The 21620-nt window shown below is 67.8% G+C and carries 21 protein-coding genes; 9 read left to right on the top strand and 12 right to left on the bottom strand.

Annotation, left to right across the window (positions count from 1 at the left end; genetic code table 11):
• Positions 1-14: 14 nt before the first annotated feature.
• Positions 15-1523 (top strand): amidohydrolase family protein, encoded by a 1509-nt coding sequence (locus tag QF040_RS23415; RefSeq protein WP_429613027.1) that lies wholly within the window; start codon positions 15-17, stop codon positions 1521-1523.
• A 24-nt stretch (positions 1524-1547) separates the two neighbouring features.
• Here the strand turns inward: QF040_RS23415 and QF040_RS23410 are convergent, their stop codons facing one another.
• Positions 1548-2351, bottom strand: a complete 804-nt coding sequence (locus QF040_RS23410) for an exodeoxyribonuclease III (RefSeq protein ID WP_429613026.1) — start codon at positions 2349-2351, stop codon at positions 1548-1550.
• A gap of 12 nt (positions 2352-2363) precedes the next feature.
• Here QF040_RS23410 and pyrE point away from each other — a divergent pair, with 12 nt between their 5' ends.
• Entirely contained in the window at positions 2364-3047 is a 684-nt protein-coding gene (pyrE, locus tag QF040_RS23405) for an orotate phosphoribosyltransferase (protein WP_429613025.1), read from the top strand.
• Between the two features lie 13 nt (positions 3048-3060).
• Positions 3061-3759: a DUF4124 domain-containing protein gene (locus QF040_RS23400; protein WP_429613024.1), complete on the top strand. Its 699-nt coding sequence runs from the start codon at positions 3061-3063 to the stop codon at positions 3757-3759.
• Between the two features lie 40 nt (positions 3760-3799).
• On the opposite strand, the gene gatB is transcribed toward QF040_RS23400, so the two are convergent.
• Genes gatB through gatC form a run of 3 tightly spaced genes read right to left on the bottom strand, consistent with a single transcriptional unit; the run spans position 3800 to position 7087 of the window.
• A complete protein-coding gene (gene gatB, locus QF040_RS23395; RefSeq protein ID WP_429613023.1) occupies positions 3800-5293 on the bottom strand; it encodes an Asp-tRNA(Asn)/Glu-tRNA(Gln) amidotransferase subunit GatB in 1494 nt (497 codons plus the stop codon).
• Position 5294: 1 nt separating this feature from the next.
• Positions 5295-6788, bottom strand: a complete 1494-nt coding sequence (gene gatA / locus QF040_RS23390; protein ID WP_429613022.1) for an Asp-tRNA(Asn)/Glu-tRNA(Gln) amidotransferase subunit GatA — start codon at positions 6786-6788, stop codon at positions 5295-5297.
• On the bottom strand, positions 6788-7087 hold the full coding sequence (gene gatC / locus QF040_RS23385; protein WP_013538760.1) for an Asp-tRNA(Asn)/Glu-tRNA(Gln) amidotransferase subunit GatC: 300 nt from the start codon (positions 7085-7087) through the stop codon (positions 6788-6790). Before gatC ends, gatA begins: the two co-directional genes overlap by 1 nt.
• A gap of 213 nt (positions 7088-7300) precedes the next feature.
• On the opposite strand from gatC, the gene QF040_RS23380 reads away from it, so the two are divergent.
• The 4 genes from QF040_RS23380 to mrdA all read left to right on the top strand — a co-directional run bounded on the left by QF040_RS23380 (position 7301) and on the right by mrdA (position 11936).
• Positions 7301-8344 carry a rod shape-determining protein gene (locus QF040_RS23380; protein ID WP_013538761.1) on the top strand — a complete coding sequence of 348 codons (1044 nt, stop codon included), beginning with the start codon at positions 7301-7303 and terminating at the stop codon, positions 8342-8344.
• 86 nt (positions 8345-8430) lie between these two features.
• Positions 8431-9396, top strand: coding sequence for a rod shape-determining protein MreC (mreC, locus tag QF040_RS23375; RefSeq protein WP_429613021.1), 966 nt, complete (start codon positions 8431-8433; stop codon positions 9394-9396).
• Positions 9393-9914 carry a rod shape-determining protein MreD gene (gene mreD, locus QF040_RS23370; protein WP_307603887.1) on the top strand — a complete coding sequence of 174 codons (522 nt, stop codon included), beginning with the start codon at positions 9393-9395 and terminating at the stop codon, positions 9912-9914. Before mreC ends, mreD begins: the two co-directional genes overlap by 4 nt.
• A 54-nt stretch (positions 9915-9968) precedes the next feature.
• Positions 9969-11936 carry a penicillin-binding protein 2 gene (gene mrdA, locus QF040_RS23365; RefSeq protein ID WP_429613020.1) on the top strand — a complete coding sequence of 656 codons (1968 nt, stop codon included), beginning with the start codon at positions 9969-9971 and terminating at the stop codon, positions 11934-11936.
• Between the two features lie 136 nt (positions 11937-12072).
• On the opposite strand, the gene fahA is transcribed toward mrdA, so the two are convergent.
• From fahA to QF040_RS23335, 6 genes are all read right to left on the bottom strand, one after another.
• Entirely contained in the window at positions 12073-13341 is a 1269-nt protein-coding gene (fahA, locus tag QF040_RS23360; protein ID WP_429613019.1) for a fumarylacetoacetase, read from the bottom strand.
• Between the two features lie 155 nt (positions 13342-13496).
• Positions 13497-14471 (bottom strand): Bug family tripartite tricarboxylate transporter substrate binding protein, encoded by a 975-nt coding sequence (locus QF040_RS23355; protein ID WP_429614687.1) that lies wholly within the window; start codon positions 14469-14471, stop codon positions 13497-13499.
• A complete protein-coding gene (hmgA, locus tag QF040_RS23350) occupies positions 14471-15778 on the bottom strand; it encodes a homogentisate 1,2-dioxygenase (protein ID WP_429613018.1) in 1308 nt (435 codons plus the stop codon). The genes QF040_RS23355 and hmgA overlap by 1 nt, the downstream gene beginning before the upstream one ends.
• Positions 15779-15820: 42 nt before the next feature.
• Positions 15821-16012: a DUF2783 domain-containing protein gene (locus QF040_RS23345; RefSeq protein WP_429613017.1), complete on the bottom strand. Its 192-nt coding sequence runs from the start codon at positions 16010-16012 to the stop codon at positions 15821-15823.
• 13 nt (positions 16013-16025) lie between these two features.
• Positions 16026-17747 carry an FAD-dependent oxidoreductase gene (locus QF040_RS23340; RefSeq protein ID WP_429613016.1) on the bottom strand — a complete coding sequence of 574 codons (1722 nt, stop codon included), beginning with the start codon at positions 17745-17747 and terminating at the stop codon, positions 16026-16028.
• Positions 17748-17894: 147 nt separating this feature from the next.
• Entirely contained in the window at positions 17895-18854 is a 960-nt protein-coding gene (locus QF040_RS23335; RefSeq protein WP_307512071.1) for an MBL fold metallo-hydrolase, read from the bottom strand.
• Positions 18855-19002: 148 nt separating this feature from the next.
• Here QF040_RS23335 and QF040_RS23330 point away from each other — a divergent pair, with 148 nt between their 5' ends.
• Both QF040_RS23330 and QF040_RS23325 read left to right on the top strand, forming a co-directional pair.
• The gene (locus QF040_RS23330; RefSeq protein WP_429613015.1) at positions 19003-19917 is read left to right on the top strand and encodes an IclR family transcriptional regulator; all 915 of its coding nucleotides are present in this window, start codon (positions 19003-19005) and stop codon (positions 19915-19917) included.
• Positions 19914-20669: an SIR2 family NAD-dependent protein deacylase gene (locus tag QF040_RS23325; RefSeq protein WP_429613014.1), complete on the top strand. Its 756-nt coding sequence runs from the start codon at positions 19914-19916 to the stop codon at positions 20667-20669. Before QF040_RS23330 ends, QF040_RS23325 begins: the two co-directional genes overlap by 4 nt.
• Positions 20670-20687: 18 nt before the next feature.
• Here the strand turns inward: QF040_RS23325 and QF040_RS23320 are convergent, their stop codons facing one another.
• Both QF040_RS23320 and QF040_RS23315 read right to left on the bottom strand, forming a co-directional pair.
• Positions 20688-21182, bottom strand: a complete 495-nt coding sequence (locus QF040_RS23320; protein WP_307604684.1) for a pentapeptide repeat-containing protein — start codon at positions 21180-21182, stop codon at positions 20688-20690.
• 182 nt (positions 21183-21364) lie between these two features.
• The gene (locus tag QF040_RS23315; RefSeq protein ID WP_013538774.1) at positions 21365-21586 is read right to left on the bottom strand and encodes a hypothetical protein; all 222 of its coding nucleotides are present in this window, start codon (positions 21584-21586) and stop codon (positions 21365-21367) included.
• Positions 21587-21620 lie beyond the last annotated feature (34 nt).

Here is a 21620-nt window from a genome sequence, read left to right as displayed (position 1 = left end):
ACGAAGGACCCGCCATGCCAGCTCCGATGCACGAAGGCCGGCTCGACTGCGCATGGCTGCTGGCCGACCCCGGCGCGCAACCCGCGCAGCCCGACGTGCGCATCGCACTCGAGGGCGATCGCATCCGCTCGATCACGCCGCTGGCAGACGAAAGCGCTGACGGGCCGCGCCTGCTCGCGCTGCCGGCGCTGGCCAATGCGCACGACCATGCGCGCACCTTTCGCAGCGCCACGCTGGGCGCCTTCGGCCAGCCGCTCGAGAGTTGGCTGCCGTTCCTAGGCGTGGTGCCGGGCATGGACCCGTACCTTTGCGCCGCGACCTCGTTCGCGCGTTCGGTGCGGCACGGTGTCGCGAACCTCATGGTTCACTACACGCGCGTGCAGGGCGGCATGGCCTATGTCGACGAAGCCGAGGCGGTGGCGCGCGCGGCGCGCGATGTCGGTGTGCGCATCGGCTTTGCCATCGCGATGCGCGACCGTCACGGCATCGCCTACTGCGACGACGCGGCCGTGCTCGCGGCGCTGCGCCCGGGCATCCGCGATGCGGTGGCCGCTCGGCTCGCGGTGAAGCCGGTGACGCCGGCCCAGCAGCTTGCGCTGGTCGACGAAGTCGCGCGGATGGTGGAGGAGGGCGGCCACGGCGAGCACGTGACCGTGCAGTACGGCCCGACCGCGGTGCAGTGGTGCAGCACGCCGCTGCTCGAGGCGATCGCACGGGCCTCGGCCGACACGGGCCGGCCGGTCCACATGCACCTGCTCGAAACGCGCTACCAGCGCGAGTGGGCCGACGCGAATCACCCCGGCGGCATCGTCCGCTTTCTGGACGACATCGGCCTCCTGACGCCGCGCCTCACGCTCGCGCACTGCGCCTGGGCGCGGCCCGCGGACCTGGCGCTGATCGCCGAGCGTGGCGCGACCATCGCGGTCAACACGAGCTCCAACCTCGGGCTCAAGTCGGGCATCGCGCCGGTGCCCGACATGCTGAAGCACGGCTGCCGCGTCGCGATGGGCCTGGACGGCATGGCCTTCGACGAAGACGACGATGCATTGCGCGAGATGCGGCTCGCGTATTCGCTGCATCGCGGCTGGGGCTACGACACCACGATGACGCGCGAACAACTCTGGGCCTTCGCGTCAGGCCATGGCCCGCGCAGCGTGCGCGGCAGCCTGGCCGTGGGCGGCAGCATCGCGCCCGGCGCCGCGGCCGATCTCGTGCTGCTGGACTGGGACGCGCTCGATGACGACGCGCTCTTCGCCGATACCGATCCGCTCGATCTGCTGCTCGCGCGTGCCAATGGCAGCCACGTCGCCAAGGTGCTGGTCGGCGGGCGCGTGGTGGTGGATGCGGGCCGCGTGCAGGGAATCGACGAGCCCGCGTTGCGCGCCGAGCTGCTGGCACGCATGCGCAGCGCGTTGGCTGCAGACCGCGCCGGGGCCACGTCGTGGCGCGACACCGTCAGGGCGCTCGCGGACGACCTCGGGCCGTTCTATCGCCGCGGGCAGATGATGGGCGGTTGCTGCTAGACAGGCCGCCTCGCAAGCCCGGAGTCAGAGCGTGAAGTCGTAGTCCACCGTGATCGGCGCGTGGTCGCTGAACTTGATGGTCTTGAAGATCTGTTCGGTGCGCGCGAGCGCGGCGGTCTTCGGCGTGGCCAGGTGGTAATCGAGCCGCCACCCCACGTTGTTCGCATAGGCCTGGCCGCGGTTGCTCCACCAGGTGTAGGCCTCGTCGGTGGTCTCGGGCTTGAGCATGCGGTAGACGTCCACCAGGCCCGCGCCCTCGGCGCCGGCGTCCAGCAGCTTCGTCATCCAGGCGCGTTCCTCGGGCAGGAAGCCGCTGTTCTTCTGGTTGCTGCGCCAGTTCTTCAAATCGATCTGTTGGTGCGCGATGTTGATGTCGCCGCACAGCACGAACTCGCGCTCCTTCTTGAGCGCCACCAGGTGCGGAAAGAAGCCCTCGAGAAAACGGAACTTGGCCAGTTGCCGCTCCTCACCCGAGCTGCCGCTCGGGAAGTAGCAGCTGATGACCGAAAACTTGCGCTTGGGCGTATCGAAGCGCAGTTCGAGGTAGCGGCCTTCGGCGTCGAACTCGGCATCGCCCCAGCCCACGATGACCTGGCTCGGCGCGTGCCTGGTGTAGATCGCGGTGCCGGCGTAGCCCTTCTTCTCGGCGAAGTGGAAGTGGCCCTTGAGGCCCGCCATCTCCTCGAAGCGGCCTTCGATGTCGCTCGCCTGGACCCGGATCTCCTGCATGCAAATACAATCCGGCGCAAGTTCGGCCACCCAATCGGCGACGCCCTTGGTGGCCGCCGAACGCAGGCCATTGAGATTGAGACTGGTCAGTTTGAACACAAGGAATTCCCGATGGCTGTAGATGGTGAGAAAAGCAGCGCGGTGGCGCAGGACTTCGTCCAGTTCGCGCGCGATGCCGGCGTGCTTCGCTTCGGCGAGTTCAAGACCAAGGCCGGCCGGATGAGCCCCTACTTCTTCAATTCGGGGCTCTTCGACGACGGCGCCAAGATCGCACGGCTCGCGGGATTCTATGCAGACCGGCTGATCGAGAGCGGCCTCGAATTCGACATGATCTTCGGCCCCGCCTACAAGGGCATCCCGCTGGGCGCCACGGTGGCGGCCGAGCTGGCCCGGCGCGGCCGCAACTACCCCTTTGCCTACAACCGCAAGGAAGCCAAGGCGCATGGCGAAGGCGGCAACCTGGTGGGCGCGCCGCTCCAGGGCCGCGTGCTGATCGTCGATGACGTGATGTCCGCCGGCACCGCGGTGCGTGAATCGATCGCCGCGATCGAGGCCGCCGGCGCCACGCCGCATGCCGTGGCCATTGCGCTCGACCGGCAGGAAAAAGCCACCGAGAACGGCGTCGACGTGGACCACAGCGCCGTGCAGTACGTGCGCAACCAGCTCGGCCTTTCGGTGATCGCCATCGCCACGCTGGATGACCTGCTGAGCTACCTCTCGGGCGATGCCGCCGCCGACCTGGGCGCGCACCGCGAGCGCGTGCTGGCCTACCGCACGCGCTACGGCGCTCACTGAGGATCGAACAGCGATGCGCACACGCGATCACGGCAAGCCCCATCGCCTGCTGGCGGCGGCGTCGTTTTTCCTCGTGGGTTTTGCTTCCGTCGGCGTTGCGCATGCGCAGGGCAAGGACGTGCCAGCCGGCAGCATCTACACCTGCACCGATGCGCAGGGCCGCACGCTCACGGCGGACCGTCCGATCCCTGCCTGCAACGACCGCGAGCAGCGCGAACTGAGCCCGAGCGGCCTCACGCGCCGCAAGATCGAACCCACGTATTCGGCGCGCGAGATGGCCGAGCGCGAAGACCGCGCCCGCGAAGCCGCCGTGCAGGCCGCCAAAGCAACCGACGAGCGCCGCCGCGAGCGCGCGCTGCTGGTGCGCTACCCCAGCGCCGCCTCGCACGACCGCGAGCGCAACGAGGCGCTGTCGCAGGTCGATGCGGTGATCCAGGCGGCGCAGAAGCGCATTGCCGAACTGGGCGAAGACCGCAAGAAGATCGACGAGGAGCTCGAGTTCTACAAGAAGGACGTGAGCAAAGCGCCGGGGGCGATGCGCCGCAAGCTCGAGGACAACACGCAGAGCGTGGCGGTGCAGAACCGCTTCATCGCCGAGCAGGAAGAAGAGAAGAAGCGGGTGAATGCGCGCTTCGATGAAGAGCGCGCGCGGTTGAAGCCGCTCTGGGGACCCGCTCCGAGCGCAGCGGCCGCAGCAGCAGCACCGCGCTGAATCTTCCGGGGCCATCGCGGCCCCGGAATTCGCGGATCGATCAGCCCAGCTTGGCTTTCAGCAGTTCGGTGACCTGCGCCGGATTGGCCTTGCCGCCGCTGGCCTTCATCACCTGACCCACGAGGCCGTTCAGCGCCTTCTCCTTGCCGCCACGGTATTCCTCGACGTTCTTCGCGTTCTTGGCGATGACTTCGTCGAGGATCGCGTCGAGCGCGCCAGTGTCGGCCATCGGCTTCAGGTCCTTGGCTTCGATGATCGCGTCCACGTCGCTGCCTTCGCCGGTCCAGAGCGCATCGAACACCTGGCGTGCCGCGTTGTTCGGCAGCGTGCCGTCGGCGATGCGCTTGATCAGTTGGCCGAGCTGCAACGCGCCGACCGGTGCCGCTTCGATGCCAATCTCTTTTGCGTTCAGGCGACGCGCCATCTCGCCGGTGATCCAGTTGCTCGCGAGCTTCGGCGTCGCGCCGGCCTTCACCGCTTCATCGAAGTAGTGCGCGAGCGCGAGGCTCTGCGTGAGCTGCGCCGCGTCGTATTCCGACAGGCCATGGTCGCGCACATAGCGCTCGGCCATCGCACGCGGCAGCTCGGGCATTTCGCCGCGCACGCGTTCGATCCAGTCGGCCGCGATCACCAGCGGCGGCAGGTCCGGGTCGGGGAAGTAGCGGTAGTCGGCCGAGTCTTCCTTGGCGCGCATCGCACGCGTCTCGCCGGTGTCGGGGTTGAACAGCACGGTGGCCTGCTCGACCTTGCGGCCGTCCTCGATCTCCTCGATCTGCCAGCGGATCTCGTAGTCGATGGCCTGCTGCATGAACTTGAAGCTGTTCAGGTTCTTGATCTCTCGCCGCGTGCCCAGCTTGTCGCCGGGCTTGCGCACCGACACGTTGGCATCGCAGCGGAAGCTGCCTTCCTGCATGTTGCCGTCGCAGATGCCGATCCACGTCACGATCTTGTGCAGTTCCTTTGCATAGGCCACGGCCTCGGCGGTGGAGCGCATGTCGGGCTCGGTCACGATCTCCAGCAGCGGCGTGCCGGCGCGGTTCAGGTCGATGCCGCTCTGGCCGATGAAGTCCTCGTGCAGCGACTTGCCCGCGTCTTCTTCCAGGTGGGCGCGCACGAGGCGCACGGTCTTCTTCTCTTCGCCGAGGAAGAAAGACACCGAGCCACCCTGCACGACCGGAATCTCGAACTGGCTGATCTGGTAGCCCTTGGGCAGGTCGGGATAGAAGTAGTTCTTGCGCGCGAACACGCTGCGCGGCGCAACGTGCGAGCCGAGCGCCAGACCCAGCTTGATGGCGCGTTCGACCGCGCCCTTGTTCATCACCGGCAGCGTGCCGGGCAACGCGAGGTCCACCGCGCAGGCCTGCGTGTTGGGCTCGGCACCGAAGGCGGTGGAGGCGCGGCTGAAGATCTTGCTCGCGGTCGAGAGTTGCGCGTGCGTCTCGAAGCCGATGATGACTTCATAGCCGCGCACGAGCGGGCCGGTCGGGCGGCCTTGTTGTTGTGCTTCGAAGGTGTTCACTGCGGTCTCGCTCATTTCAGAAGCCCTCCGGCGTGCGCGTGTGCCAGTCGGTGGCTTGCTGGAAGCGGTGGGCTGCGTTGAGCAGCTTGGCTTCGCCGAAGTAGTTGCCGATCAGCTGCAGGCCGACGGGCATGCCGCCGTCGAAGCCCGCGGGCACGCTCATGCCCGGCAAGCCGGCCAGCGATGCGGGCAGCGTGAAGATGTCGGCGAGGTAGTCGGCCACCGGGTCGTCGCCGTGTTCGCCGATCTTCCAGGCGGTGGTCGGCGCGGCGGGGCCGGCGATCACGTCGCATTGCTTCAGCGCCTGCTGGAAGTCGTCGGCGATCATGCGGCGCACCTTCTGCGCCTGCAGGTAGTACGCGTCGTAGTAGCCGTGCGAGAGCACGTAGGTGCCGATCATGATGCGGCGCTTCACTTCGTCTCCGAAGCCCTCGGCACGCGTCTTCTCGTACATGTCGGACAGGTCCTTGTACTGCTTTGCGCGATGGCCGAACTTCACGCCGTCGAAGCGGCTCAGGTTGCTCGACGCTTCCGCCGCGGCCAGGATGTAGTACACGGGAATCGACAGCTCGGTGCGCGGCAGCGACACCTCGACGCGCTTGGCGCCGAGCTTCTCGTATTGCGCGAGCGCTGCGTCGATGGCGGCGCGCACGCCGGGTGCCACGCCTTCGCCGAAGAACTCCTTCGGCACGCCGATGCGAAGGCCCTCGAGCGAGTCGTTCAGCGCGCGGCCGAAGTCTTCGGCGGGCTTGTCGATGGAGGTCGAATCGCGGTCGAGATCGGGGCCGCAGAAGGCCGAGAGCAGCAGCGCGCAGTCTTCGGCCGAACGGGCCATCGGACCGGCCTGGTCGAGGCTCGATGCGAAGGCCACCATGCCGTAGCGCGAGGCGCGGCCGTAGGTCGGCTTGATGCCGGTCACGCCGCAGAACGATGCGGGCTGGCGGATCGAGCCGCCGGTGTCGGTGCCGGTGGCCGCGGGCGCGAGGCGTGCCGCCACGGCCGCCGCGCTGGCGCCTGAAGAGCCGCCCGGAATGCGGTCGCGGTTCCACGGGTTCTGCACCGGCACGGCCTTGTCGTGGCCCACGGCGGGCACGGCGACGTTCTCGTTGGCCGAGCCCATCGCGAACTCGTCGCAGCTCAGCTTGCCGAGCGTGACCGCGCCAGCCTCGGCCAGGCGGCGCACCACGGTCGCGTCGAAGGGCGAGCGGTAGCCCGCGAGCATCTTCGAGCCGGCGGTGGTGGCGAAATCGGTGGTGACGAAGATGTCCTTGTGCGCGATCGGCACGCCGGCCAGCGCCGGAGCATTGCCGGCGGCGAGGAGCGCATCGGCCTTGCGGGCCTGGGCCAGCGTGACTTCTTCATTGACGTCGACAAAGGTGCCGAGCGATTCGTGGGCCTTCATGCGGCCGAGAAAAGCCTGCGAGGCTTCGACGGCCGAGACCTTGCGCTCGGCCAAGGCCTTGGCCAGGGCTACCACGCCCATCTGGTGCAGTTGCTGTTCGCCGCTCATTATTCGATCACCTTGGGCACGAGGAAAAGGCCGGCTTCGACGGCGGGGGCGCTCTTCTGGTTGGCTTCGCGGTTGTCGGGTTCGCTCACCACGTCGTCGCGCAGGCGCAGGGTGATGTCTTCGATGGCAGCAACCGGATGGGCCAGGGGCTCGATGCCGGCGGTATCGACCGAACGCATACGTTCGACTAAATCGAAAAAGCCGTTGATCTGGCTGAGCATGCGCTCGCTTTCGTCGGAGGCAAGCTGCAGCCGCGCCAGGGAGGCGATGCGTGCGATATCTGAAGCGTCAAGGGACATGGGTCGGACCGGTCAAAAAACCGAAGGTAATCGCACGCCTAAGGGGGTGCTAACACGGGAATCAGAGGGGATTCGGGTATTATCCCGCCTTTGCCGCAACCCCCGCGAACGCGCCGGCTTTTGCGCCAAAAACGATCAATTCACCCCGTCAAACGACCCAAAAATAGAGCGACGACCTGCCGATGCGCAGGCCGTGCTCAGAGGATTCCGCACATGTTTGGAGCTTTCCGTCGGTACTTTTCCACCGACCTTGCGATCGACCTCGGCACCGCCAACACCCTGATATTCGCCCGCAACAAGGGCATCGTGCTGGACGAGCCCTCGGTCGTCGCGATCCGCCACGAAGGCGGCCCCCACGGCAAGAAGGTGATCCAGGCTGTCGGCCGCGAAGCCAAGGCCATGCTGGGCAAGGTGCCCGGCAACATCGAGGCGATCCGCCCGATGAAGGACGGCGTGATCGCCGACTTCGTGATCACCGAGCAGATGATCAAGCAGTTCATCAAGATGGTGCACCCGCGCACGCTGCTCACGCCGAGCCCGCGCATCATCATCTGTGTGCCCTGCGGCTCGACCCAGGTCGAGCGCCGCGCCATCAAGGACGCGGCCGAAGCTGCCGGCGCCACCTCGGTCTACCTCATCGAAGAACCCATGGCCGCGGCCATCGGCGCAGGCCTCCCCGTCAGCGAAGCCTCGGGCTCGATGGTGGTGGACATCGGCGGCGGCACCACCGAAGTGGGCGTGATCTCGCTGGGCGGCATGGTCTACAAGGGCTCAGTCCGCGTGGGCGGCGACCGCTTCGACGAAGCCATCATCAACTACATCCGCCGCAACTACGGCATGCTGATCGGCGAGCCGACGGCCGAAGTCATCAAGAAGACCATCGGCTCGGCCTTCCCGGGCTCCGAAGTCAAGGAAATGGAAGTCAAGGGCCGCAACCTTTCCGAAGGCGTGCCGCGCAGCTTCACCATCAGCAGCAACGAAGTGCTGGAAGCCCTGACCGATCCGCTCAACAACATCGTCTCGGCCGTGAAGAACGCGCTGGAGCAGACGCCGCCCGAACTGGGCGCCGACATCGCCGATCGCGGCATGATGCTCACCGGCGGCGGCGCCCTGCTGCGCGACCTCGACCGCCTGCTGGCCGAGGAAACCGGCCTCCCGGTGCTCGTGGCCGAAGACCCGCTGACCTGCGTGGTGCGCGGCTGCGGCATCGCCCTCGAGCGCATGGACCGTCTGGGCAGCATCTTCACGAGCGAGTAAAAGGCGAAAGCCATCATCGGCCGGCCTCTGCTTGCATAGGCCGGCTTTTTGTTATTTGATTCCGCACCACCGCCGGGTCTGAATTCATGCCTCTGGGCACGCTCGATCGCACAGCGCCACCCCTGTTCAACCAGGGACAGTCGGCACTCAGCAAGCTGATCTTCTTCGGCGCGCTCTCCCTGTTCCTCATGGTGGCCGATGCACGCTTTCATATCGTGCAGCCGATCCGCGCGACGCTCGGCGCGGTGCTCTACCCGGTGCAATGGGTGGCGCTCAAGCCGGTGCAGCTCATGATGGGCGGCGGGCGCTACCTCGAAGACCTGCAGACCGCCCAGCGCAACGAGGCCGATGCCCGCAAGGCGCTGATGATGCAGGCCCAGCGCGCGAGCCAGGCCGACACGCTGGCGCAGGACAACGCGCGCCTGCGCGAGCTGCTCGAGTTGCGCCAGACCACCACCACGCCGGGCCGCGCGGCCGAGGTGCTGTACGACGCGGCCGACCCCTACACCCGCAAGATCGTCATCGACCAGGGCCTCGCCCACGGCGTGGCCGCCGGCTCGCCGGTGATCGACGCGCACGGCGTGCTCGGACAGGTCACGCAGGTGCTGCCCCTCACGAGCGAAGTCACGCTGGTGATCGACCGCGACCTCGCGATTCCCGTGCAGAACACCCGCACGGGCGTGCGCAGCGTGGCCTTCGGCGACGCCTCGGCGCACGGCGGCGGCCTGGAGCTGCGCTTCATGGCCGCCAACGCCGACCTGCAGGAGGGCGACCTGCTCTCCACCAGCGGCGTCGACGGCATCTACCCGGCGGGCCTGCCGGTCGCGAAGATCGAGCGCATCGAGCGCCGCGCCGACTCGGCCTTTGCCCGCATCTACTGTGTGCCGCTCGCCAGCGTGACCGCCGCGCGCTACGTGCTGGTGCTCGAGCCGACCGGTGCCCCGACCGCGCCGCCACCCGCCGCGCCGGCGACCACGCAGCGCAAGCGCGCCGAGGGGAAGCCCGGCGCCGGCAAGAACGAGAAAAAACCTGCAGGAGGAGGCGGCCGATGATCAAGCGTCCCGGCCAGCAGCAGCTCCTGCTGCCCGTCAGCCCCCTCTTCATGTGGACCAGCCTCATCGTGGCGCTGCTGGTCAACATGATCCCCATCGGCCGTGCCGCCTGGATGCCCGACCTGCTGGCGCTGGTGATCGTGTTCTGGGGCGTGCACCAGCCCTCGCGCGTGGGCATCGGTGCGGCCTTCGTATTCGGCCTCTGCATGGACGTGCACCAGGCCTCCATGCTCGGCCAGCATGCGCTGTCCTATACGACGCTGGGCTTCTTCGCGATCATGATCCACCGGCGGCTGCTCTGGTATCCGGTGCTGTCGCAGGCGCTGCAGGTGCTGCCGCTCTTTGCGCTGTCGCAACTGATCGAAGTCATCACGCGGATGATCGGCGGCGGCGTGTTCCCGGGTTGGTCGGTGCTGATCTCGCCGGGTGTGGAGGCTGCGCTGTGGCCCTTGGCAAGCGCGTTGTTGCTGGCCCCCCAACGCCGCACCCCGGAACCGGACGAGAACCGCCCCCTCTAAGCCCTGCCCGCGGCATTTGCCATTGCCCCAGCGCGCGCCTAAGCTCCCACCGCCATGACCGAAATCCGCAACGTCGCCGCCGACCTCGCGCGCTTCAAGCGCCGCGTGATCGTGATCGGCCTCGCTGTGCTTTTCGCGTTCGGCCTGCTGAGTTCGCGGCTGATCTACCTGCAGGTCACGCGGCATGAAGACCTGGCCGAGCAGGCCGAGAGCAACCGCACGGCCATCGTGCCGGTGGTGCCCAACCGGGGCCTGATCCTCGACCGCAACGGCATCGTGCTGGCCTCGAACTACTCGGCCTACACGCTGGAGATCACGCCTTCCAAGGTGAACGATGTCGAGGAGACCATCGACAACCTCACGCAAGTGCTCGAAGTCTCGCCGCGCGACCGCCGCCGTTTCAAGCGCCTGCGCGAAGACTCGCGCAGCTTCGACTCCATCCCGATCCGCACCCGCCTGAGCGACGAAGAGGTCGCGCGCTTCGCGGCCCAGCGCTACCGCTTCCCGGGCGTGGAGATCAAGGCGCGCCTGTTCCGCAACTACCCGAACGGCGAGACCGGCTCGCACGTGCTCGGCTACATCGGCCGCATCAACCAGCGCGAGAAGACCGCGATGGAAGACTGGGAAGAAGAAGAGCAGGCCAACTACAAGGGCACCGACTACATCGGCAAGCTGGGCATCGAGCAGAGCTACGAGAAAACGCTGCACGGCCAGACCGGCGTGGAGCAGATGGAAACCTCCGCGGGCGGGCGTGCCATCCGCCGGCTCGCGAGCCATCCGGCGACGCCGGGCAACACCGTGATGCTGTCGCTCGACATCAAGCTGCAGAAGCTGGTCGAAGACATGTTCGGCGACCGCCGCGGCGCGCTGGTGGCCATCGATCCCAAGACGGGCGAGGTGCTGGCCTTCGTGAGCAAGCCCACGTTCGACCCCAACCTGTTCGTCGAAGGCATCGACACCGAGAGCTGGAAAGAGCTGAGCGAATCGCTCGACAAGCCGCTGCTCAACCGCGCGCTGCGCGGCACCTACCCGCCCGGCTCCACCTACAAGCCCTTCATGGCGCTGGCGGCGCTGCAGACCGGCAAGCGCGGCGCGAGCGTGGTGGTGAACGACCCCGGCTACTTCAACTTCGGCGGCCACCGCTTCGGCAGCCCCGAAGGCAACCTGGGCGGCGTCGACATGCGGCGCTCGATCCAGCTCTCGAGCAATATCTACTACTACTCGCTGGCCAACGAGATGGGCGTGGACCTGATCCACGACTTCATGAAGCCGCTGGGCTTCGGCCAGATCACCGGCATCGACCTGGGCGGCGAGGTGCGCGGCGTGCTGCCCAGCACCGAGTGGAAGCGCAACGCCTATAAGCGGCCCGAGGCGAAGAAGTGGTATGCGGGCGAGACCATTTCGCTGGGCATCGGCCAGGGCTACAACGCCTTCACCATGCTGCAGCTCGCGCAGGCGACGGCCATCGTGGCTGACGGCGGCATGAAGCACAAGCCGCACCTCGTGCTGGCGACCCGCAACACGGTGAGCGGACAGGTCGTGCCGCTGCCGCAGCCGCCGGCGGAAAACCTAGGTTTCACCGCTGCCAATGTCGCGGTGGTCCGCGAGGGCCTGACCAGCGTGGTCACCAGCGGCACCGCGCGCGGCGTGTTCGCGGGCGCGGGTTACCAGGCGGCCGGCAAGACCGGCACGGCGCAGGCGGTGACGCAGGCGCAGAACACCAAGTACAACGCCCGTGCGCTCGAGGAGCACCAGCGCGACCACGCGCTCTTCATGGCCTTCGCGCCGGTCAGCGATCCGAAGATCGCGGTGGCGGTGATCGTGGAGAACGCCGGCTGGGGCGCTGGCGCCGCGGCACCCATCGCGCGCCGGGTGTTCGACTACTGGCTCATGGACCAGTACCCGAGCGAGGCCGACATGGCCGCCATCAAGATCGGCAAGGCCGGCGCGCCGATGGGCAAGCCGCGCGTGGCGAGCGAAGTGGCGTGGCCCGTGGCGGCGACTGCAGCCCCTGCACCTTGAACCTCTTGCTCCATCTCCCCTGGGGGAGAGGGTTGGGGTGAGGGTGAGCGGCCATCGAGGCCGCGCGATGTGGTGAGGCCCGCAGCCCTCACCCTAGCCCTCTCCCGCGAGCGGGAGAGGGGACAACACGGGGGTCTCAGCCGGCCACCGTGCCGCTGACTTCACCCAGCCCGATACGCACAGCCCCCGCGCGCTCGCAGTAGCCGCGCATGACCAGCGTGTCGCCGTCCTCGAGGAAGGTGCGCTTCTCGCCGTTCGGCAGCGTGATCTGCTGCTTGCCGCCCAGCGTCAGTTCCATCAGCGAGCCGGCCTCGTCGGGCTTCGGCCCCGAAAGCGTGCCCGAACCCAGCAGGTCGCCGGGCTGCAGGTTGCAGCCGTTGACCGTGTGGTGCGTGATGAGTTGCGCGGCGGTCCAGTAGGCGGCCTCGGTGGTGTTGCCGCGCGTGAGGCGCGCGGGCGCTTCGCCGGCCGCGCGCATCTTCGCGGTCTGCAGCAGCACTTCGAGCGTGATGTCGAGCGCGCCGGTTTCGCGGTTCGACGGCGCATCGAGATACGGCAGCGGTTGCGGATCTTCGGCGGGCCGCTCGAACTTCGCGCGGAACGGCGCGAGCGCCTCCATCGTCACGATCCACGGCGACAGCGTGCTCGCGAAGTTCTTCGCGAGGAACGGGCCGAGCGGCTGGTATTCCCAGGCCTGCAGGTCGCGGGCCGACCAGTCGTTGAGCAGCGTCACGCCGAACAGGTGGTCTTCGGCCTCGCCGATGGCGATCGGCTCGCCCAGCGCGTTGCCGCGGCCGACCAGAAAGCCCAGCTCCAGTTCGTAGTCGAGCCGCTTGGACGGGCCGAAGCTCGGCTCGGCTGCATCGGGCGCCTTGGTCTGGCCCTGCGGGCGCTTGAAGACCTGGCCGCTCACGCCGATGGACGACGCACGGCCGTGATAGCCGATGGGCACCCACTTGTAGTTGGGCATCAGCGGCTGGTCGGGGCGGAAGAGCTTGCCGATGGTGGTCGCGTGATGGATGCCGGTGTAGAAGTCGGTGTAGTCGCCGATGCGGCAGGGCACCGTCATCTCGGCCTTGGCTTGCGCGAGCAGCGCTTTCGTCCAGGCCGTCTGCTTGTCGCTGCCTTCGGCGAGGCCCGTGGAGATCGCGGCGCGCAGGGCCTGGCGGTCCTTCACGCTCGCGCCCATCAGCGTGTTCATGTCGTCGGTGTCGACGAGGCCTGCAGCCTTCAGGTCGAGCACCTGGTCGCCGATGGCGACGCCGATCCGAAAGGCCTCGCTGCTGCCCGCGGTGCGGAAGCGGCCGAAGGGCAGGTTCTGGATCGGGAAGTCGGTGCCGGCTTCGTTGGCCGAGGCGACCCAGCTGCGCAGCTTTGGGTCGTGGGTGGCGTTCAGTGCGGTCATGCGTGTCCTTGAATTGGGTGGGAGAGGAATCCGGATGGGTGGGAACGGAATCCGGAACCGTTCGGACTGAGCTTGTCGAAGTCTTGCGCGGCGCTTCGACAGGCTCAGCGTGAACGGTGGGAGGGTGAATGAGTGGATTACGTGCGCGTCGGCCTTCAGTCCGCGGTCATGCCGGCCTTCCTGGCCACATCGCCCAGGCGCTGGTATTCGTTCTGCGTGAGCGTCGCCAGCTCCTGCGCGGTCGAGCCGCGCGGCGAGAAGCCGGCCTGCTGCAGCTTGGCCTTCACATCAGGCATCGCGAGCGCTTCGACAAAGGCTTCGTTCAGCGCCTTCACGACCGGCGCCGGCAGGTTCGCCGGCCCGTACACGCCGAACCACGGATCGAGCGCGTAGCCCTTGAGGCCTGCTTCGGCCATCGTCGGCACGTCGGGCAGCGACGGCGAGCGCGCGGGCCCCGCCACTGCCAGCGCACGCAGCTTGCCCGCCTGGATGTGCGGCAGCGACGCCGGCAGGTTGTCGAACATCACGCCGATGTTGTTGCCCAGCATGTCGGTGATGGCCGGGCCACTGCCCTTGTAGGCGACGTGGGTCAGCTCGGTGCCGGTCATCTGCGCGAACATCACGCCCGCCAGGTTCATCGACGTGCCGGCGCCCGCGGTGGCGTAAGGCAGGCCCGGGTTCTTCTTTGCGGCGGCGATCAGGTCGGGCACCGACTTGATCGGCGATGCCGCCGGCACTTCGAGCACGATGGTCGAGGTGCCCAGCAGGCTGATCGCTGTGAAGTCCTTGCGCGGATCGAAGGCCATCGACCTGTAGATGTGCGGGTTCAGCGCATTGGTCGAGATCGCGCCGAAGCCGATGGTGTAGCCGTCGGGCGCGGCCTTGGCCACGGCGTCCATGCCGATGTTGCCGCCCGCGCCGCCGCGGTTGTCGATGAGCACCGGCTGGCCGAGCTTTTCCGACACCTTCTGGCCCACGGTGCGCGCCACCAGGTCGGTGGTGCCGCCGGGTGTGTAGGGCACGATGAAGCGGATCGGCTTCGACGGAAAGTCCGCCGCGTGCGCGAACAAGGGCGCAGCGAGCACGGCGATGGCGACCGCGCGGCGCGTGAGAGCAAAGGCGTTTTTCATCATGGCTTGAACTGATCCTTCAACCCCGCCCAGCAATCGGCGTAGTCGGTGTCGAGCGCCGGGCTCTTCAGCGCGAAGTTCGTCGGAATGAAGCGAAAGCGGCTCTCGAACATGAAGGCCAGCGTGTTGTCCAGCTTGTGCGGCTTGAGGTCCGCGTGCGTCGCCTTGTCGAAGGCTTCCTCGTCGGGGCCGTGCGGCACCATGCAGTTGTGCAGGCTCGCGCCGCCGGGCTTGAAGCCGCCCGGCTTGGCGTCGTATTCGCCGAGCACCAGGCCCATGAATTCGCTCATGAGGTTGCGGTGGAACCACGGCGGACGGAAGGTGTTTTCCATCACCATCCAGCGCGGCGGGAAGATCACGAAGTCGCAGTTCGCGGTGCCGGGCGTGTCGCTCGGCGAGGTCAGCACGGTGAAGATCGACGGATCGGGATGGTCGAAGCTGATCGAGCCGATGGCCATGAAGTGCGCCGTGTCGTACTTCACCGGCGCGAGGTTGCCGTGCCAGGCGACCACGTTGAAGGGCGACTGCTTTGTCGGCGCCTTCCAGAAGCGGCCGGCGAATTTCTTGACCAGTTCATAGGCGCCGCCGTCTTCCTCGAACGCCGCCACGGGGGCCTGGAAATCGCGCGCGTTCGCGAGGCCGTTCGAGCCGATGGGGCCGAGCTCGGGCAGGCGGAAATGCGCGCCGTAGTTCTCGCAGACGTAGCCGCGCGAGAGACCATCGGGCAACGCGACCTTGAAGACCATGCCGCGCGGCAGCACCGCGATTTCGCCGGGCTTCACGTCGAGCACGCCGAGTTCCGTCGTGATGATCAAACGGCCCTGCTGCGGCACGACCAGCATCTCGCCGTCGGCGTTGACGAAGGCGCGCTTGTCCATCGAGCGGCCGGCCAGGTACATCAGCGAGCCGATGCCGACCTGCGATTCGGCATCGCCGTTCGCCGCGACCGTGTGCATGCCGTCGACGAAGTCGGCCTCGGCCGCGCCATCGAGCGGCATCGGATGCCAGCGCATCGGCTCGGGCGGCAGCGCGATCTCGCGGTCGCCGCCGGTCGTCCAGTGCGGCTGCGCGTACGGCTGGTAGCGGCCTGACACCACCGAGGGCTGGCGGCGGTAGAGCCAGGTGCGGCGGTTCTCATGGCGCGGCGCGGTGAAGGCGGTGCCCGAGAGCAGCTCGGTGTAGAGATCGAACGGCCCGCGCTGCGGGTTGTTGCGGCCCTGCGGCAGGGCGCCAGAAATGGCTTCGGAGGCGTATTCGTTGCCGAAGCCGCCGAGGTAGCGCCGTTCGGTGGCGGGAATGTCGGTCATGGTGTTCTCTTTCGAAAATCGCGATGAGGTTGGAATGCGCGCCTAGCTGCCGCGCGCCGCTTCGAAGGCCTCGCGCAGCACGGCGAGCGAGCCGATGTGGTTGGCCAGCACGAGCACGAGGCGCGCATTGAAGGCGTGGCTCTCCTCGGTGGAAAGCCCCTGGTGCGCCTCGATGAGCGCTTCGTAGAAATCGTCGGGCGCCTCGAGGTTCGGCGTGGTGATCAGTGCTTGCATGCTCATGCCTTTGTCATGCTCTTGCCAGTGCGCGGTCGATGGCCGCACGGATGTTCGCTGGGGTGGGTTGCCGCCAGCGCGCGCACACATGCTGGTCGGGCCGCAGCAGGTAGACGGTACCGGGTTGCGCGTCGTAGCGCTGGGTGGCGAGTTCGCCTTCGGGCGTCGTGCCTTGCACGCGCACGATGTGCAGCGGCGCATCGCTGGCCTTCAGCACCTCTGCGCTGCGCTCGGCGGCTTCGCCCGCGCCGAAGACCAGCGCGGTGAACTGCAGGCCATGGCATTCGCGCAGCAGCCAGCCGGTGCTTCCGTCGGCTCGCACGGTCGGCGCATCGGCCGCTGCGGCGCCCGGCACCATCGCGCCCTTGAAGGCATCCGCGTCGGGCGTGTTGAGCGGCGAGTCGCGCAGCACCGCCGGCACCGAGAGCCGACCGCTGTTGACCAGCGTGCGCGCAAAAGCATGGCGCTTGGTCAGTTCCAGCACCGCGTCGCGGAACAGGCGGCTCACCTCGCTCTTGGGCGTGATGAAGTCGGTCGCGCGCGTGGAGTGGCGGATGTTCTCGTCGGCCGCGTATTCACGCTCGCTCGCATAGCTGTCGAGCAGCGCATCGGGCGCATCGCCCTGCAGCACCGCGGCAAGTTTCCACGCGAGGTTGTCCGCGTCCTGCACGCCCGAGTTGGCACCGCGCGCGCCGAAGGGCGACACGCCGTGCGCCGAGTCGCCCGCGAACAGCACCTGGCCATGGCGAAAGCGCTCCATGCGCTGGCAGGCGAAGGTGTAGACGCTGGCCCAGCCGATCTGGAACTGCACGTCCGCAAAACCGATGCTGTCGAGCAGCGCGCGCACCCGCGGCGTGATGTGCTCGGGCTTGCGTTCTTCCACCGGGTCGGCGTCCCAGCCGAGCTGGAAGTCGACGCGCCACATGCCGTCGGCCTGCTTGTGCAGCAGCACGCTCTGGCCGGGATGGAACGAAGGATCGAACCAGAAGCGGCGCTCGGTGGGGAGAATGTCGCCCCCCACGCTCGGCACTTCGTGTCCTCGCTGCCCCCCCGAGGGGGGCGCGTCCGCCTTGGGGCGGCCCGGCGGCGGACCGGCATCTATCGTGATGTCGGCGATCAGGAAGCGGTCGCGGAAGGTGCGGCCCTTGGCCTCCTGGCCGAGCAGCTGGCGCAGGTTGGAGCGCGAGCCGTCGCAGGCGGCGACGTAGCCGGCCGACAGTTGATAGTTGCCTTCGGGTGTCTCGACCGTGAGCACCGCGCCGTCCTCGCGCTGTTCGATGCCCGTCACCTTGTTGTTCCAGCGCAGGTCGATCAGCGGCAGCGCGGCGGCACGTTCGACGAGGTAGCCCTCGACGTAGTACTGCTGCAGGTTGATGAACGCGGGCCGCTCGTGGCCGGGCTCGGGCAGCAGGTCGAAGCGGTAGACCTGCTCGTCGTGGAAGAACACCTTGCCCACGCTCCAAGAGACGCCCTTGTCGACCATGCGGTCGCCGCAGCCCAGGCGGTCGAACACTTCGAGCGAGCGCTTGGCAAAGCAGATCGCGCGCGAGCCGCTGGAGAGGGTGTTGTCGTTGTCGAGCAGCACCACAGGCACCTGGCGCAACGCGAGGTCGATGGCGAGCGTGAGGCCGACCGGGCCGGCACCGACGATCACCACCGGGTGATGGGCGGGGGGCGCTGCGTCCTGGTCGGCATGGCGGTGGTAGTCGAAGCGCAGACTTTGATAGTCGATCACGTTTGTCTCCGTGTCTTTTGTCTTTGTCTTGCTCCTTCCCCCTTTGGGGGAAGGTTGGGATGGGGGCGAGCGGCGCTCGAAACCGGCACTCTGCCTGCCCCCCACCCCAGCCCTCCCCCAGAGGGGGAGGGAGCAAGGCAAGACCGATCAGCCTTCCAGCGCCTTCCACATCTCGATGTCCCGCTCGGCCGTCCACACGCGCGGATCGGCGTGGCCCGAGGCCTCGTCGTACGCGCGGCTCACGTCGAACGGCATGCAGTGGTCGAAGATCACCCACTGGCTGTACTTGGGCTTGAGCTTCGCGTAGGTGTCCTTGTAGACCGTGTTCAGGTCGCGGCCTGCCTTCACGCCTTCCTGCACGCTCGCATACACGTCGGAGATGAAGTTGCGCGTGCCGGTGAGGCCCTCGGCCACCTCGGCCGGCGTGGTGAGCGCCGCGCCGCGGCCCGGCACCAAGGCGGCGGGCTTCAGGGCGGCGATGTTGTCCAGCGTCTGCGGCCAGTCCTGGAAGTAGGCGTCGCCGGCGTACGGCGTGGCGCCGAACTCGACCAGGTCGCCCGACAGCAGCGTCTTCTCGCCCGGCAGCCAGACGACGGTGTCGCCCTTCGTGTGGCCGCGGCCCAGCTGGATCAGCTGCACCTCGAGCTTGCCGAGCCACAGCGTCATCTTGCCGGTGAAGGTCATGGTGGGCCAGGTGAGGCCCGGGGGCACGGTCTCCACGTTCTGGAAGAGGCGCGGGAAGCGGCCGATTTCGCTGGCCTTGTCGGCCTCGCCGCGCTCCACGATCAGGTCGCGGGTGTCCTGGCTCGCCAGGATGTGCTCGGCGCCATAGCCCGCCGCGCCCAGCACACGCACCGCGTGGTAATGGGTAAGCACCACGTACTTGATGGGCTTGTCGGTCACTTCGCGGATGCGGCGCACCACGTCGGCGGCCATGGCGGGGGTGGCTTGCGTGTCGGCGACCAGCACAGAGGCGTCGCCGATCACGATGCCGGTGTTCGGGTCGCCCTCGGCGGTGTAGGCCCAGGCGTGCTCCGAGATCTGGCTGAAGGTGATCTTCTTTTCTTCCATGTCGGCCTGGCTGGCGAACTTCTTGGCTTGGCTCATCGTGTTGTCTCCGGTCTGTGTGGGGTTGGAAAGCGTTGTGAAAATTCGTTTAGGGCAAACGAATTCGCGGATAACGAATTTTCGCAGTGTAAGCCTCGGATCAGGTAATGTCTAATCCCTTCTTCATGAACGAACGATCGGCAGCCCTGTGACCGAGGACTCCAGCCACACCAGCGACAGCAGCGACAGCAGCGCCCCCCCCGAGACCGACCGCTCCGCCCAGCGCGGCATCCAGAGCATCGAGGTCGGCGGCCAGCTGTTGCGTGCGCTGGTGCACCACGGCCGGCCGATGGCGCTCAAGGACCTGGCGCGCGAGGCCGACATGACGCCCGCCAAGGCCCATCCCTACATGGTGAGCTTCGGGCGGCTCGGGCTCATCGAGCAGGACCGTGCCAGCGGCCACTATCTGCTCGGTCCGCTGGCCTTGCAACTGGGGCTCATCAGCCTGCAGCAGGCCGATCCGGTGCACATCGCCACCCCGCTGCTCAGCCCGCTGGCGCTGCAGATCGGCCACACGGTGGCGCTGGCGGTGTGGGGCGCGCGCGGCGCGACCATCGTCCGCACGGCCGAGTCGCCGTCGCCGGTGCATGTGACCATGCGGCACGGCACGGTGTTCTCGCTGACCAACACGGCTTCGGGGCGCATCTTCGCGGCCTACCTGGATGCCGACGCGGTGCGGCAACTGCTCGAAGAGGAGCGCCAGCGCCAGAAACCGCGCAAGGGCGCAGCCGCCGAGCCCGCTGCACCCGCCGGCGGCATGCCGGCCGCGCAGCCGCTGCCGTCGTGGAGCGACTTCGAGCGCCAACTCAAAGAAGTGCGCGAACACGGCATCAGCCGCTCCGACGGCGAAGTGATCAAGGGCGTGAGCGCCATGGCCGCGCCGGTGTTCGACCACACCGGCGCCATCGTGCTGGCCGTGACCGCGATCGGCCCGTCCGGCGTTTTCGACACCGCGTGGGACGGCGAGCTTTCACGCGCACTCAAGGCCTGTGCGGGCGCCGTGTCGCAGCGGCTCGGCGCGCCCGCCGCAGGGCCTTCCGGATCTTCGAAACCCGAGCGATGACGCGACCCGACGCCACCGACACCACCTCTTTCTCTTCCCCGCTGGCAGCCGCCATCGCGCTGCTACGCGACGCCCGGCGCATCGTGGTTTTCTCGGGCGCCGGCTTGTCCCGCGCCTCGGGCATCCCGACCTACCGCGATGCCGACGGCCTCTGGAAAAGCCAGAACGCCCTGCAGTTCTCCCATGCCGAAGACCTCCAGCGCGACCCCTCGGGCTTCACGAAGTTCTGGGGCCAGCGGATGTCGGTCGTCGAATCGGCCGCACCCAACCCGGGGCACCGGGCGCTCGCGCAGTTGCAGCGACTGCGCCCGGCGACGCGGCTGGTCACGCAGAACGTCGATGGGCTCCTCACCCAGGCGGGCGGGCTCGACGTGCTCGAACTCCACGGGTCGCTGCGCCGCTGGCGCTGCGACCACTGCGGCAACCGCAGCGGGCCATGGCCCTTTCACCGGTGCCTGCGCTGCGGCTCGCATGCGCGGCCCGACGTCGTGATGTTCGGCGAGATGCTCAACCCTGGCGTGCTGCTCGAGGCCCAGGTGGCGGCGCAGGAGTCGGACCTCTTCCTGGTGGTCGGCAGCACGACCATCGTCTATCCGGCGGCCGAACTGCCCGAGCTTGCGATGGCGCGCGGCAGCCGGCTCATCACGCTGAACCTGGAGCCGCTGCCGCACCTGGACGATTCGGCGGCGGTGGTGCTGCGCGGGACTTCGGAAGACCTGTTGCCGTGCTTGCTGGCAGGGCTGGGCGGCTAGCGCAGCACCACTTCTCCGTCAGTTGATGCGCGCGTTGGTGAACTGCATGTCCTCGAACCGGCTTCCCGTGAAGTCCACCTGCTCGCCGACGAGGTCGGCGGCGCTCACTTGCTGGCCCCGGCAATCCAGCAGCTTGACCTGCGACCAGTGGCTCGCATCGAAATTCAGCGAGATGAGGTTGCAGTGACTGAACGTGCAGTCGCTGAAGCTGCTGGCCCTGAGTTGCGATGCCGCGAAGGTGCAGCCCACGAATGAACAGCCGCTGACCTTGATCCGCTGCATGTCGCACCGGCTGAACGAGCAGCCGGTGAACCGGCACGCGGTCCACACGGCATCCACGAAGCTGGTGGTGCCGAAGCGGCTGCTCTTGAAGGTGCTGGACGTGAAGGTGATCAGGCCGAGATCGAGGCCGAGGTAGACATTGCCGTCGCTTTCACCCGCCAGTCCCGCGGGCGCGCCGCCCGTGCCTTTGCGCCATTTGTCGTGGTCCTGGATGATCTGAAGAGAGCTCATGGAAGTGCGCCAGAAATGAAGGAGGGCGCATTGTGCGAAGGCACCCTCGGCGCAAGAACTGCGAGAAATGTTCCGGCCACCATTGCACCGCCAGCAGCGTGACGGATTGCATGGGAGGCCGGCTTCGCCCCGCCGCGGCCTTCCTCTTCACCCACCCATCCCGCAGCGCGCGGGGCGGGTGCTCAACTCTTCTTGCCGCCCAGCAGCACCAGCGCGCCGCCCACCACGATGGCGGCTACGCCGGCCCAGGCCGGGAAGTTGACGGTCTGCTTTTCCTTCACCGAGAACTCCAGCGGGCCGAGCTTGGCCTGGTGGGTTTCCTTGGTGAAGCTGAAGCCGCCGAGGCCCAGCCCCGCGATGCCTGCCACGATCAGCAGGATGCCGACGATGCGTGTTGCGTTCATGGGGCGGGTCTCCTCGTCTTTGGTTTGAAGCTGC

The organism is Variovorax sp. W2I14, from assembly GCF_050435205.1.
In the GTDB taxonomy this organism is placed as follows: domain Bacteria; phylum Pseudomonadota; class Gammaproteobacteria; order Burkholderiales; family Burkholderiaceae_C; genus Variovorax; species Variovorax paradoxus_C.
This window is presented reverse-complemented; position numbering and strand designations above follow the sequence as displayed.